This window comes from Pseudoflavonifractor sp. An184 (assembly GCF_002160305.1).
Classification (GTDB): domain Bacteria; phylum Bacillota; class Clostridia; order Oscillospirales; family Oscillospiraceae; genus Lawsonibacter; species Lawsonibacter pullicola.
On record NZ_NFKI01000001.1, the window covers coordinates 15,864 to 29,270 of the forward strand.

The 13,407-nt window shown below is 60.3% G+C and carries 15 protein-coding genes; 8 read left to right on the top strand and 7 right to left on the bottom strand.

Annotated features, from left to right (window positions below):
- Window positions 1-48: 48 nt before the first annotated feature.
- The 4 genes from B5F19_RS00080 to B5F19_RS00095 form a co-directional block, all read right to left on the bottom strand.
- Window positions 49-672: a TetR/AcrR family transcriptional regulator gene (locus B5F19_RS00080; protein WP_087286254.1), complete on the bottom strand. Its 624-nt coding sequence runs from the start codon at window positions 670-672 to the stop codon at window positions 49-51.
- Between the two features lie 148 nt (window positions 673-820).
- Complete coding sequence (locus B5F19_RS00085; protein ID WP_087286259.1) at window positions 821-2,572, bottom strand: ABC transporter ATP-binding protein; 1,752 nt, start codon at window positions 2,570-2,572, stop codon at window positions 821-823.
- Window positions 2,569-4,317 carry an ABC transporter ATP-binding protein gene (locus B5F19_RS00090; protein ID WP_087286262.1) on the bottom strand — a complete coding sequence of 583 codons (1,749 nt, stop codon included), beginning with the start codon at window positions 4,315-4,317 and terminating at the stop codon, window positions 2,569-2,571. Before B5F19_RS00090 ends, B5F19_RS00085 begins: the two co-directional genes overlap by 4 nt.
- A gap of 79 nt (window positions 4,318-4,396) precedes the next feature.
- Window positions 4,397-5,014, bottom strand: a complete 618-nt coding sequence (locus B5F19_RS00095) for a TetR/AcrR family transcriptional regulator (RefSeq protein WP_087286265.1) — start codon at window positions 5,012-5,014, stop codon at window positions 4,397-4,399.
- A 146-nt stretch (window positions 5,015-5,160) separates the two neighbouring features.
- Between B5F19_RS00095 and B5F19_RS00100 the strand changes: the two genes are divergently transcribed.
- The 7 genes from B5F19_RS00100 (at window position 5,161) to B5F19_RS00125 (ending at window position 9,916) form a co-directional block, all read left to right on the top strand.
- A complete protein-coding gene (locus tag B5F19_RS00100) occupies window positions 5,161-5,448 on the top strand; it encodes a DUF4491 family protein (protein WP_306792531.1) in 288 nt (95 codons plus the stop codon).
- A gap of 150 nt (window positions 5,449-5,598) precedes the next feature.
- Complete coding sequence (locus tag B5F19_RS16960) at window positions 5,599-5,781, top strand: hypothetical protein (protein ID WP_140394122.1); 183 nt, start codon at window positions 5,599-5,601, stop codon at window positions 5,779-5,781.
- Between the two features lie 29 nt (window positions 5,782-5,810).
- Window positions 5,811-6,188, top strand: coding sequence for a hypothetical protein (locus tag B5F19_RS00105; protein ID WP_087286271.1), 378 nt, complete (start codon window positions 5,811-5,813; stop codon window positions 6,186-6,188).
- Window positions 6,189-6,257: 69 nt separating this feature from the next.
- Window positions 6,258-7,049, top strand: a complete 792-nt coding sequence (locus B5F19_RS00110) for a class I SAM-dependent methyltransferase (protein WP_204248275.1) — start codon at window positions 6,258-6,260, stop codon at window positions 7,047-7,049.
- A 6-nt stretch (window positions 7,050-7,055) separates the two neighbouring features.
- Window positions 7,056-7,916, top strand: a complete 861-nt coding sequence (locus B5F19_RS00115; RefSeq protein WP_087286281.1) for a class I SAM-dependent methyltransferase — start codon at window positions 7,056-7,058, stop codon at window positions 7,914-7,916.
- Window positions 7,916-8,692, top strand: coding sequence for a helix-turn-helix transcriptional regulator (locus tag B5F19_RS00120; RefSeq protein ID WP_087286285.1), 777 nt, complete (start codon window positions 7,916-7,918; stop codon window positions 8,690-8,692). The genes B5F19_RS00115 and B5F19_RS00120 overlap by 1 nt, the downstream gene beginning before the upstream one ends.
- Window positions 8,693-8,749: 57 nt before the next feature.
- On the top strand, window positions 8,750-9,916 hold the full coding sequence (locus B5F19_RS00125) for an alpha/beta fold hydrolase (RefSeq protein ID WP_140394123.1): 1,167 nt from the start codon (window positions 8,750-8,752) through the stop codon (window positions 9,914-9,916).
- A 301-nt stretch (window positions 9,917-10,217) separates the two neighbouring features.
- On the opposite strand, the gene B5F19_RS00130 is transcribed toward B5F19_RS00125, so the two are convergent.
- Genes B5F19_RS00130 through B5F19_RS00140 form a run of 3 tightly spaced genes read right to left on the bottom strand, consistent with a single transcriptional unit; the run spans window position 10,218 to window position 12,582 of the window.
- Window positions 10,218-11,141: a hypothetical protein gene (locus B5F19_RS00130; RefSeq protein ID WP_087236116.1), complete on the bottom strand. Its 924-nt coding sequence runs from the start codon at window positions 11,139-11,141 to the stop codon at window positions 10,218-10,220.
- Window positions 11,138-11,881, bottom strand: coding sequence for an ATP-binding cassette domain-containing protein (locus tag B5F19_RS00135; RefSeq protein ID WP_087286292.1), 744 nt, complete (start codon window positions 11,879-11,881; stop codon window positions 11,138-11,140). The genes B5F19_RS00130 and B5F19_RS00135 overlap by 4 nt, the downstream gene beginning before the upstream one ends.
- Window positions 11,869-12,582 carry a GTP-binding protein gene (locus B5F19_RS00140; protein ID WP_087286295.1) on the bottom strand — a complete coding sequence of 238 codons (714 nt, stop codon included), beginning with the start codon at window positions 12,580-12,582 and terminating at the stop codon, window positions 11,869-11,871. Before B5F19_RS00140 ends, B5F19_RS00135 begins: the two co-directional genes overlap by 13 nt.
- Before the next feature lie 182 nt (window positions 12,583-12,764).
- Here B5F19_RS00140 and B5F19_RS00145 point away from each other — a divergent pair, with 182 nt between their 5' ends.
- Entirely contained in the window at window positions 12,765-13,406 is a 642-nt protein-coding gene (locus B5F19_RS00145; protein ID WP_087286298.1) for a Crp/Fnr family transcriptional regulator, read from the top strand.
- The last annotated feature ends 1 nt before the right edge of the window (window position 13,407 follow it).

Consider the following 13,407-nt stretch of genomic DNA (forward strand, 5'->3'; position numbering starts at 1 on the left):
CTGTGAAATCAAAAGGCTGCACCCAGAAGGGGGGACAGCCTGCTTGATTCAGGGCTGGGGATCGAACACCGTGCTGAAGCCCGCCATATGGTAGTCGTTGAGCATCTTCACATAGCGATGGGCGGCGGCCCGGTCCATGTTGTGGCGCACCACCTCGAACATGCCGTTGAAATAGGCGGTGACGATGATGTGGATGAACTCCTCCGTCACCTGGCCGGACTTCACGCTCTCACAGCCGATGACCTCCATGTACCGGTAGGTATACTCCACCTCGATGTCCACCAACTCGTCCAGAAAACAGGCAAACCGGGTGCCGTGCGCCCCATCCAGCAGGAGGCGGAATAAGTCGAAGTGGTCATAGATGTAGTCCAGCAGGTCCATCTGGTGGCGGGCGGTGTACCGGCCCATCTCCGCCTGCTGGGTCTCGCCGTCCAGCTGATGGAAACTCTCCTGAATCTCCCGGAACATGGCCCGGAACTCGTACACCACCGGCTCCACAATGGCCCGGAACAGGCCCTCTTTATCCCCAAAGCGGGTGTAGATGGACCCGGTGCTGGTGCCCGCCTCCTGGGCAATGGTCCGCAGGGATGCGTCCAGAAACCCCTTGGACAGGAACTCCTCCTTGGCGCACTCCAGAACACGATCATAGACGCCGGGCTTCTGCTTCGCCATACGGTCACCTTCTTTCAAACTATATTCATAACAATGTTTTATAACGATGTTTTGAATATACCACGCGACATTCCCTTTGTCAAGCCCTGTGCAGGAAAAAAGGACGCAGTGTCCTTTCGACACTGCGTCCCGGGAATATGTTCTTTTGCTATGCGCCGGCTTTGCGGTTCCACCCCCGGCTCTGCTGTCGCACCGTGACGAAGTTCCGGTAAATGCCATCCTCCTCCATCAGCGACTGGTGGGTGCCCCGCTGGGCAATCTCTCCATCCGAGATGGCCAGGATCTGATCCGCGCCCCGGATGGTGTTCAGCCGGTGGGCGATGACCAGCAGGGTCTTGCCCTGCACCAGTTCCGAGATGGCCTGCTGGATGTAGCTCTCGTTGTCCGCGTCCACGCTGGCGGTTGCCTCGTCCAAGATGACGATAGGGGCGTCCTTCAGGATGCAGCGGGCGATGGAGATCCGCTGCCGCTCCCCGCCGGAGAGGCTTGCCCCGCCCTCGCCGATCACCGTGTCAAACCCATCGGGCAGAGCCATCACAAAGTCGTAGCACCGGGCCTTGCGGGCCGCCTCCAGCACCTCCTCCCGAGTGGCGTCTGGTCGGCCCATGGCGATGTTGTTGTAGATGGTATCCTGGAAGAGATAAACCCGCTGGAACACCATACTGATGTGGTCCATCAGGTCGGCCAGTTTCACCTCCCGCACGTCCTTCCCCCGGACCAGCACCCGTCCGTCCTTCACGTCCCAAAAACGGGTGAGCAGGTTGGCGATGGTGGATTTGCCCCCGCCGGAGGGCCCCACCAGGGCCAGCATCTGGTGCCGGGGCAGGGAGAAGGAGATGTCGTGCAATACCTCTTTCTCCCCGTAGGCAAAGCGCACATGCTGGAACTCCACCTCCGGGGCTTCGCCGGTCTCCGGGATGGAGTCCCGGCCGTCGTCCGGCAGCTCCGGCTCGTGAAAGACCTCCTCGATCCGGTCCATGCAGCTGTTCATGACGGTCAGCCGGGTGGCCTGGGTATACAGGGCCTTGATGGGGCCGAACAGGTCAAAGACGAAGAGCATGATGCCCACCAGGTAGGGGACGCTCATGAGTCCGGCGCTCTCCAGCGCCAGGGCGATGGCTGCGATGGCCGCCGCCCCCAGGCCGTAGGCCAGGTTCAGCCGCAGCTGCCAGGGGGAGTGGTCCTCTTCAAACTGGAGATTGGTGTCGCAGCTCCTCTGGAAGTTGTCCGTCAACTCCCGGGACTTTTCTCCCAGCAGGTTGTAGGTCTTGATGATCCCAATGCCCTCCACAAAGTCCAGCACCGCCTCGGTGAGGTTCTCGTTCTGCTCCTGCCGCGCCACGGAGTCCTGAAGGGCCTCCCGCTTCATGCCCCGGGCAATGAGCAGCACGACGCCGATGATCACCAGTGCAGCCAGGCCGATCCAGACATTGAAGCAGAGTAAAAACACAATCAGGATGGCCTGGGCGAAGATATAGCTCATCATGTCCGCCAGCACGGTCATGCAGTTCTCCTCGATGAATACCATGTCGGAGGAGAGGACGGAGCTGATCTTGCCGATGTTCCCCTCGGTGAAGTATCCCATGGGCATCCGCCGCAGGTGGGCGCCCAGCTCCATGCGCATGTCGGAGAACACCAGGAAACCTGCCGCGGATTGGAGACGGTCGGCGATGTGGTGGAAGAGGACCTGCAGCAAAACGCAGACTGCCATGGCGACCCCGTACCGGAGACAGTCGCCGGCGGTGATGGTCCCCTTGTAAAAACCGGCCAGCGCCAGGAATGCCAGCATAATGGGCGCCTTGGCCAGCAGGGATTTCAGGAACGAAAAGATAAAGGCAATTTGGATCCGCCCCTTGTACCGGCCGGATACCGCCAGAATCCGTTTCATCAGCTGGATCATTGTGCCGCGCCTCCTCTCTGATTCACACCCCACTGGGCGCTGTCCTCCGCCGCCTGCCAGAGCTTTTGATACGCCGGGCAGCGGCCCAGCAGCTCCTCGTGGGTGCCCGCATCGGCCACCGTCCCTCGGTCCAGCACGCAGATCTGGTCTGCATTCACAATGGAGTGGAGCCGGTGGGCGATGACGAGGACTGTCTTACCCCGGATCACTTCGGCAATGGCCTCGTTCATCTTCTCCTCATTCTCCGGATCCATGAAGGCGGTGGCCTCGTCCAGCACCACGATAGGGGCGTTTTTCAAGATCGCCCGGGCCAGAGAGATGCGCTGCCGCTCCCCGCCGGAGAGCATCTTGCCCCCGTCCCCGGCCATGGTGTGGATGCCGTGCTCCAGCCGGGCGAGGAACTCCCCGCACTGGGCCTTCTCCGCCGCGGCCAGCACTTCCTGGTCCGTGGCCTCCGGGCGGCCCAGGCGGATGTTCTCCAGCAGGCTCATGTTGAACAGGAACTGTTCCTGGGCCACATAGGAGATCTGGTCGTTGAGGGCCTCCACGCTCATCTCCCGGATGTCCTGGCCGCCCACGCGGATGCTCCCGCCGGCCACATCATAGTAGTGGACCAGGAGCTTGGCCAGGGTGGACTTGCCGCTGCCCGACTCCCCCACCAGGGCGGTGAGGCTCCCCTCCGGTGCGGTGAGGGAGACGCCGTGGAGCACCTCGTCCTCCTGATAGGCAAAGCGGACGTCCTCAAAGGAAACGGAGTGATCCTCACCGGAGAAGGCCCTATCCGTCTGCACCAGAGCAGGCGCGCCCATCAGCTGCTCCAACGCGGTGATCTTGTAGTTGATCTGGGGCAGGGTGGACATGAAACCCAGCGCCCGCAGCAGGGGCGCCCCCACGCCGAAGGACATGCACAGCACCAGGGCGAAGTCCGGCAGGGTTGAATACCCTTGTAAAACCAGGTACGCCCCGATGGGCAGGGTGAACAGGGCCACGCAGGGCAGGATGCTGTTGTAGAGGGCCATCCAGGGCCAGCAGACCCTGTACCAGGCCAGGGTGAAGTCCCGGTAGCCCCGCACATCCTGCTCGAAACGCTGGTAGGACTCCCCGTCCCGGTTGAAGACCTTCACCACCTCCATGCCGTTGATGTACTCCACGATGGTGTTGTTCATCTTCTGGGCCGAGGCGTAGTAGGCCCCCATCTTGCTGGTGCCCGCACGGTACATGGCCATCATGGCCACCAACCCTAAGGGCAGTGCGCACAGGGAGAGCAGCGCCAGCTTCCAGTCCACGAAGAACATGGCGAGAAAGACGAAGGCGGGCACCGCCAGATTGGCCAGCCCCTCCGGCAGGGCGTGGGCCAGCAGCAGTTCAATGGAGTCGATGTCGTCAATGAACATCTTCTTCAGGGCGCCCACGCCCTTCTCCTGAATCACGCCCAGGGGCTGCCACTCCAGTTTTCCTTGCAGAGAGATCCGCAGATTTTTCAGCGTGTTGTAGGCTGCCCGGTGGGAGAGGGACAGACCTTTCACATACAAAACGGCATACAGGATCCCACAGACGGCAATGGCGGCCACCCGCCACGCCGCGTATCCGAGTTCCAGCGATCCCCCCAGAAGCAGGGGGCGGATCAGTTGGTAGATGAACAGGAAAGGGAGCACGTTCATCACAATGCCGATCAGCATCACCACCATGGAGAGATAGGTGGTCTTTCGGTACTCGCCCGCATACTCCAAGACTTTTTGAAACACAGCTGAACCTCCTTTTTTGATAATTAGTTATTGCTAACTCATAGCCGGTGAAAAACCTCTCCGCCCGGAGAGGCTTTCCCTATTTCTGAAAATGCAGCGCTCCATGCCAGTTAAACAGGCCGCAGACGATCCGGCAGTGGGCCTCGATCTGCTCCCAGGTAAAGTGGTGGATGAAGGGTTCGTAGATCGTGGTCCAGAAGGCGGACAGCAGGATGTGCAGCTCTGCCGGCTCCACATCGTTCCGGCACAGGCCCCGCCGCTGGGCCTCCGCTAAATAGGCGCTGGTGGCTTTCGTCAGAAGCTCCACCCAGTCGTGGGGGAAGTTGGCGTACCGGGTTCCCTGGGAGCAGGAGAGCAGCAGATAGAAGTCGTCCCGCCGGTCGTAGAGGAAACGGAACCACCACATCATGTCCGCTCCGTCCATATCCCATGCCTTGATCAACTCCTGGTCGGACATGGCGGCGGGGTCTTTATCCCCCCGGGCATGGGCCACCTCATACAGGTCCGCCACGGTCTGCTCCACCACGGCGCAAAACAGATCCTCTTTCCCCTTGTACCGCTTATACAGCGCCCCGGTGGTGACGCCGGCTCCCTCGCAGATGGTTTTGAGAGACGCCTTTTCAAAGCCGCTTGCAAGGAATTCCGTTCGGGCGCTGTCCAGGATCCGGGGATCAATGGAGCGGTCCGCCACTGCCATTTGATCGCCTCCTTGTTCAATAATTCGATTACCGATAATCTGATTATCAATATAGCATGGAGGGTGGAACCTGTCAAGGGGAAACTGCGGAAAGAGCTGTTTCCATTTTTCCGCGTTTCTGGTATGATAGCCCTGAGGTGATGCTTATGCAGCTAAACTTTGAGGGGATCGCCGTCGGTGCGGCGTCCCTGCTGATTATCGGTGCATTCCATCCGCTGGTAATCTGGTGCGAATACCACTTCACCCAGCGGGTCTGGCCGGTTTTTCTGATTGCAGGTCTGCTCTTTCTCTGTGGGGCCTTGTTCGTTCAGGGACTGATCTCCATTGTTTTGGGGCTTTTGGGGGCAGGCTGCCTGTGGAGCATCCGGGAGCTGAAAGAACAGGCCCATCGCGTAGAGCGTGGATGGTTTCCCAAAAATCCTAAAAGAAAATAACCGACTGCCGCAGGAACAATTTTCCGTCCTGCGGCAGTCTGTTTCTTGACAGCGGGGGTGCAATTTTATATAATTGCCCTATGGTTAGCAATAACTAACCAAAAGAAAATACAATGCTTACCAATAAAAAGTTCCGAAGGAGTCATTGCTATGATGGATCACTTGAATCAGATGGATACCCAAGAGCATGTTGTCAAGGTCGATCTTCTGCACCTGAACCCTGCCGACCCGGATGGAGGCTGCTGCTGTCATCACGAAGGGCACCCTTGCTGTGGGCGGCACTGCCATGGACAGGAGAACCAACCTATCGCGGAAGAGCGAGAAAAAGTGTGATTGCATAATTTAGTACAGGGGAGATTGGCATGAAAAAATCGTTGTTGGCTGCAGTTTTTGCAGTTTTGATCCTTTCCTTAGCGGGCTGCTTACCGCAGCAGGACTCTTCCGCTACATCAGATGCAGGGTTTCAGACTGCATTTGACAACAGTGTTGCCGCCAGTGATTTCACGGATGAATTATTGGAGGATATGCTGGGGCAAAAGGGGATCAACAACTATGAGATCGAATTGACCTCCGGCGGCTTCATTACGGATGATCCTGTCACTTATCTTGTTGGCTATCGGTATCGCTGTAATGACGAAATTGAGGTCTATGGATATAAGCTGAGGCAGACAGAAGATGGATTTACCGTACTGGATGAGGGCCCCGAAGTGGGGGCATTTATTGTTGGGAATGGTGACTGAGCGATTTGTGAAATGAGATCAGATTATCGGAAATGGATACTGAAGATGAATCCAGAAGGGGAGATGACCATGAAGCCAGATTATCGGAATTGGATGCCCAGGGGCATGATCGTGGGGCTGGGAACCGCCACCGGCGTACTGGCGGCGGGAAGCGCGGCTGCAGTCAGATCACGGCTGCCCATGGGCCGGACGGCAAAGCATCTTGCCGGAGCAGTCCTGGGCCTGGGCGCTGTGGGATGTCTGGCGGGGGCGGCGTGGAGCCTGTACGCCCGGGCGATGTTTTCCTACGAGGGCGGGCGGCAGTTGTCCCGGCAGATCATCGAGGGCGTCGCCTCATACATTGAACTTCCGGAGGGCGGCGTGGGCCTGGATGTGGGGGGCGGCAGCGGGGCGCTGACCATCGCCTGTGCCAAACGGAACCCCCAGGGCCGCATGGTGGGCATCGACCGCTGGGGCGTGGAATACGCCTCCTACAGCCGGAAACTCTGTGAGCGGAACGCTCAAGCCGAGGGGGTGGACAATGCTGCCTTTCAGAAGGGCGACGCCCGCCATCTGGATTTCCCGGATGAGACCTTCGACGCAGTGACCAGCAACTACGTCTACCACAACGTCATGGGCGCGGACAAGCGGGTGTTGCTTCTGGAGACCCTGCGGGTGCTGAAGAAGGGCGGTATCTTTGCCATTCATGACCTGATGGAGCCCTCCCGGTATGGGGATATGGACGATTTTCTCCGCAAACTGCGGGAGGAGGGCTTCCAAGAGGCGCGGCTGCTCCCTACGGCAGACGGGACCTTCATGACCCGCGGGGAGGGAAAGCGCCTGTTCCTCTCCGGCTCCACCCTGCTGGTTGGCAGGAAGTGAGAGGCCATGCGGTATCCCATTCAAAAGAACTCCATCCAGGAGACGCTGGTGATCCCCCTGTATGGCCGGGCACTGTGTTCCCGGAAGTTTCCCCAGCTGTTTGCCGACCAGACGGCGTCGGAGCTGTTGGAGAGGATTGACTACGATTTTTCCGCTTTGGAGAGGAAATCCGACAGCCTCATGCAGATCTTCGGCGCTCTGGAGGTGGCCATGCGCCAGGGCGACCTGGCCTTTGAGGTGCGGGACTACCTGAGCACCCATCCCAAGGCCGCCGTGGTCAATCTGGGCTGCGGCTTGGACCAGACAGGCCGGGCTTGTGACAACGGGCAGTGCTACATCTATAACATCGACCTGCCCGACGTCATGGTGGTGCGGGAGGCGCTGCTCCCCGCTGAGGAACGGGAGAAGAACCTTGCCGCCGACCTGAACGACTTCTCCTGGTTCGATGCCATCGACACGCCGGCAGAGGACGGGGCGGTGTTCTTTGCCGCCGGCGTGTTTTACTACTTTCGGACAGAGCAGGTGCGCGCCCTCTGCGCGGCCATGGCAGAGCGATTTCCGGGTGGGCGACTGGTATTTGACGCCGCTGGGCCGACAGCGGTAAAACTGATGCTGAAAACCTGGGTCAAGCAGGCAGGCATCCGGGATGTGGGGGCGTATTTCTCCGTCCGGGATGCGGAGAAGGAATTGACGTCCTGGTCGAACCGCATCTCCATATCTAGTCGGGGTTATATGCTGGGCTATCAGGATTTGCGGGGTCCGGGAATCCGTAATATCCATCGTTTGTTGGCCGGGATCGCCGACGGGCCGATGAAGCTGCAAATCGTGCGGATGGAGTTTCAAGCCAGAAACGGGGTGAGTTCCTGATGAACGAACCCTTTATTTTCCGTGTCAGTGACTGCTACTACATCCAGGCAAGCTATCCCTCTCCGGCGGAGCACCGGCATTTCGCCGCCCATTTGGTGTTTGCCATGGAGCGGCCCTTCACCGCCCTGGTGAATGGCGTATCCGTGGAGGCGGCGGGCATCGCTATCGGCTCTGATGTCCCCCACACGATTTTGAGCGAGGCCCCGACTCTGGTGGTGTTCATCGACGAGCTGACGCCTATGAGCCGCTGTGTGAAGCACACCCTTTTGCGGGGCGCTCCCTGGCGGACACTGGATACGTCTGTTTCCTCCGAGGTAGGGGAGCGGTGGCGGGATGTGCGCACGGAGGCGGATGCGGCCGCCGCCGCTGCCGAAACCGAGCGGCTGCTCGGATTGCAGGAGCAACGTACCTCTGCGGAGGATCCGCGGATACTGGAGGCGGCCGCCTACATGAAAGCAACCCCCGCCCTGGAGCAGCTGACCATCCGGGAAGTGGCCCGGGCCGTCCACCTGTCTCCCAGCCGCCTGACCCATCTGTTCCGGCGGGATACGGGAATCTCTCCCCATCTCTATCTGGCAAACCTGAAGCTGGAACGGGCCTTCTATCTGCTGGAGACGGGACGCTCCCTCACCCAGGTCTGCATGGATGCGGGCTTTGCCACTCCCTCCCACATGGCGGACACCAGCCGGAAGTTGTACGGTATGTCCATGACAGAGGTGAAGCAGATTTTCCTGGCCGGCCTGGGCCGGACCAAAACAGCAGATGAACAGAAGTAAATGAGACAGGCCCCTGTTACAATGCCCCTATCTTACAAGAAGAAAGGGGCATTTGCCATGTCTGTCATTACTTTTCCTGAGGGGACTTATCACTTCAACGACCATCCGCTCTTTGACTTCCAGCTCAATCGAGTGGTCATGTGGAACCATGGCGATCCGGCAGAGGTCCAGGCCCGGGGCGGGGAGATCACGGACTTCCCCTCCTGGGAGCGGGTCTTAAAGGAGCTCTCCGCCCAGGCGGAGGCCCGGGCGGACTGGGCGGCCGCCGCCGGGTATCTCCGAATGGCGGAGTTCTTCATGGTGCCGGACACCCCGGAGTGCCATGCCGTCTATGACCGGGCCAGGGAGATCTTCTATACACACTTCGCCCATTTGTTTGCGGAGAAGGGTGGTCCCATCTATCGGGAGGAGGTGCCCTATGAGGGCGGCGTTCTGCCCTGCTGGCGCGTTCTTCCCGACGGCGCCTCCAAGGGCACCATCCTGTTCCATGGCGGCAACGACTCCCTGCTGGAGGAGTTCACCGACGCCCTGCTGTATTTGGCCCAAGGCGGCTATACAGTGCTGGCCTTTGAGGGTCCCGGCCAGGGAGCGGCCCTGCGGAAATCCGGCCTGACCTTCACGCCGGAGTGGGAGAAGCCGGTGGGTGCGGTGCTGAACCACTATGGGGCAGACAATGTGACCATCATCGGCGTCTCTCTGGGCGGGGAGCTTTGCATGCGGGCGGCGGCCATGGAACCGCGTATCCGGCGTGTGGTGTCCTGGAGCGTGCTGCCCAGCATCTATGGCGCGTTGATGGCGGACAAGCCGGCGGAGATCCGGGCGAAGCTGGAGCACTGGCTGGACGAGAACAACCGGGACGCCATCTTGGACCTCTACGCCGGCCTGGCGGAGCGGGAGCCGCTGTTCCGCTGGTCCATCCAGCACTCCAACTACGCCTACGGCACCTCCGATGTGTACGAGTATCTGCAAAAAGCCCGGGCCTTCACCATTGAGCCGGTAGCGGAGCGGATCACCCAGGATGTGCTGCTTCTCAGTGCCCGGGAGGACCTGCTGATGGACTTCGGCCTTTACAAGCAGGAGATCGACCTGTTGAAAAATACCCGTTCCTTGGAGTTTGTGGTGCCTGGCTGGGCGCTGAACGGCCAGGCCCACTGCAACATGGGCAACACTAAATATATGCTGGACTTGATTCTGAACTGGAACGACCGGATGCTGGAACGATAACAGCGGCAGGCCCCTATAAAATCGAAACCGACTTGCAAGAGGAAGGGCACAGCTCATTCGAGCCGTGCCCTTCTGTGATGCTCCAGTGGCGGACAGCCGAACTGCTTGATAAGGACTGCCGCCAATTTGCTCAGGTTTTTATAGCCTACCTTCTCCGCGGTTTCCGCCATCCGTAAGTCCGTGTTCCACTCGGCGCACAGGATATTCCGGGTTTCCTAGGCAGTGGCCACCTGGGAGCGGTTGAAGTGAAGTAAAGAGCAGGAGCTTCCCAACCATAAACGGGAAGCTCCTTCTGTTTCTGTCAGGCGTAGGCAAACTCGATTGCGGAAGGCAGTTTGGTGCAATAGAGCCGGTAGAAATCCACATGAGAAAGATGTTCCAGCCATGCAGCGGATGGACAGAGGGCGTAATCGGCCTCCTGTCCGCTGCGCCGCCCGGTGCAGGCGGGGTAGACGATCAGATCCCCGTTTGCCGCATAGAAATCGCAAAGCTCACGGGAGAGAATGCGCTCTGCCACCCGGCGGGCCGCCCACTCCGGCGCAGAAGCGCGGGCACAGAGATAAGAGGGGATCAGGACCGGCCCCTCCTGGGGGACGCGGAGAAAGGTCTCCCGGCCGTCCGCTCGGAGGGCATAGAGGGAGGGAACCAGGGCGGTGCTGGTCTGCCCCTGACGCACCGCCTGAAAGGCCCCGATTGGCATATCGGCCACCAGACTCTCCCCCAGGAGCTTGGCGGCGGCCACCTGGCCCCACCGCTCCCACACGGACTTTACCACCGTTTTTGCCGCGGAATTGTTGATGCCCCCGAAAGCTAGCCCGCGCCAATCCGGCAGAGAGGTCTTGGCACAGGCCTCCGGCTCCCGGGTATAGTACACCAGCGGGATGGAGACAAAGGGCAGAAGACAGGGGCCCCGCTGTACCGCATTCAGCATGGGGCTCTGCCGCAGCGGGACCCAGTCAGCCGCCGGATAGAGATTCGACTTGAATTTGGAGAAGATCCGCAGATCCTCAAACACCTCCAGATCGGCGGAAACGATGAGGTCCGGAAGTATGGCGTCCGGCCGGGCCAGGTACTCGGACATACGCTCCGGATATCCCAGACCGAAATAGCGCACCTCCAGCCGGATGCCGTCCCCCCGCAGCCGTTGGGCCAGGTCCTCCAGGAAAGCCTTCTCCTGGCGGTGCAGGACGCAGATGTGGTTCCAATAGAGCAAAATAGACGTCATGCCAGGTAGGCTCCTTTCCGCAGCTGGGTTTGATAGCGTCGCTGTTCCCGATAAGCCCTGCCCAGCGCTTCATAGAGGGCAGCCTCTCCGGCGGTGCGCTCTACCACGGCGGTCACCGCGCCGCCGGCCAGAACGATGCGCCGCCGGGCCATCAGGGCTGTGTGGGGATCGTGGGTGACAACCAGCACCAGCTTGTCGCTCTTCTGAAGCAGGCCCAGCGCCCGCTCCTTGTCGATGCCCGCGTTTTCAATCTCGTCAATGAGGACGATAGGGCTGTCACAGATCAGGGCGATATCCGCAATCATCAGCGCACGGGACTGGCCGCCGCTGAGCTGGTTCAGCCCCTGCCGGAGAGCCACCGGTTCTGGGGTGATTTCATTGGCAAGGGCCAGAACTTCTGCCGGGGCTGCCCTCCGGTCACGGCAGCGGGCGTGGAGTTGAAGAAACTCCTCCACACTGACATCCAGCACAAAGCGCATATTCTGGCCCAAATGGGCCACCAGATGGGCGGATGTGCTCTGCCGCTCTGCCAGTGGGACCGGCACTCCGTCCAGCAGGACCCGGCGGCCTGTGATGGAGTCTCCGCAGGCCAGTTGCTCGATGTCCTTGATGAACCGGGACTTTCCGGAGCCGGTGTTGCCAACAATGGTGTATAGCCCCCCGCGTTCCAGGGATATGGAGTCAAAGGGCTCCGGTCGGCCGTCTTTCCCGCAGCCGGCCAGGATGGTCACACTCCGCATACCGGCGCCTCCTCAAAGGAAATTTTGCCCACCACGCCCTGCTGGAACGCGCTGCCCACCCGCCGCTCGCCTACGCAGTAGGAGCATACGCCGCTGGGCATGGTGTGTCGGAGGGCGTCCCTCTCGAAACCGGTGCATACCGGCCGGGCCAGCAGCCACTGTGCCAGCAGATCCGTGCCGTAACCGGCCAGCCCGTCCACTGGGAACAGTGCCGCGGACGGGTTGAGGATGCGGATCTGCCAGGAGATGATCTCCAGCTCCGCCTGGGACACCATGTCGATCTTGGTGAGCACCACAAAGTCCGCCTGAGTGAGCATGGGACCCAGCTGCCCCGGCGCCCTGCAGCTGGCGGTGCAGTCCAGCACACAGCCAGCGGCCATGTGCTCCGTAGCCGGGGAGCAGCGGTGGCACAGTCCGGCCGTTTCAATGACCAGGGCGTCCCGCCCCAGGCGGTCCGCCCACCCCCACAGCTCCGACAGATTAGAGACAAGGAAATGGTCAGGGCAGATATCCCCGCTCAAACCGGTGACACAGGGAAGCCCCAGGCTTTGAAAGACATCCGCGTCCCCGGTTTTCAGACAGTCGATCTTGCACACGCAGGGCGCCATGCCGCCGTGGGCCAGCAGCGGGAGCAGGCTTTTCAGAACAGAAGTCTTTCCCACGGCGGAAGCGCCGGAGAAAAGGAGCACTTGACGCGGCATCGTGAACCTCCAATCTTGGAATTCGATTGATTAGCCATAGCTTACCACAGGAGATGCAGGATTGTCAGTATCAAATGAGACTGGCCGGCAAGCTTTTTTTCTTGACTTACGGCGGGGTTTCAGAGTAGAATATAGCAGTAGGTTAGCGATGGCTAACCAAGGGGGGGCGTGATCTGGAGCGAATGATCATACAGGAAAAACTGGCATCGTCACCCTTTTTGGCGGGCGCATCCCTACCGCTGGAGCAGGTGACCTCAAAGAGGTTCCGTGCGGGCCAGATCATCAGCGACAAGCCGAGCGGCGTTTCATCCGTGGGGATGATCGTGTCCGGACGGGTGGAGGTCTATTCCGTGGCACTGGATGGAAAGGATGTGCAGCTCAATGCCCTGACTGCGGGGGAGTGTTTTGGCGTCTGTAATCTGATGGCCAGCGCCGAGCTGGAAACGGTCTTGCGATGCGGGGAAGAGACAGAAGTCCTATATATTCCTAAGGCGGTCCTACTCTCCTGTATGGAGCAGGATGCAGGACTTGCCATGCGCTATGCGGCCCTGTGCAACCGGAAGCTCCAGTTTCTGCTCCGGCGCATCGAGCTGCTTACGATGCAGTCCTGCCGAGGCCGGCTCATTGCCCATCTCCTGGAGCAGCAGGATGAGAAGGGCGTGGTAAGGCTCGCCGGGTCCCGGGAGGATCTGGCCCGCCGTCTGGGGGTCAGCCGGGCCGCCCTTTTCCGGGAGCTGTCCGCGCTCCAGTCCATGGGAGCGGCCGCAGTGGACGGAAATTCCATTCGGATCCAGGACCGCCCGTTGCTGGAAGAACTGCTCTAGC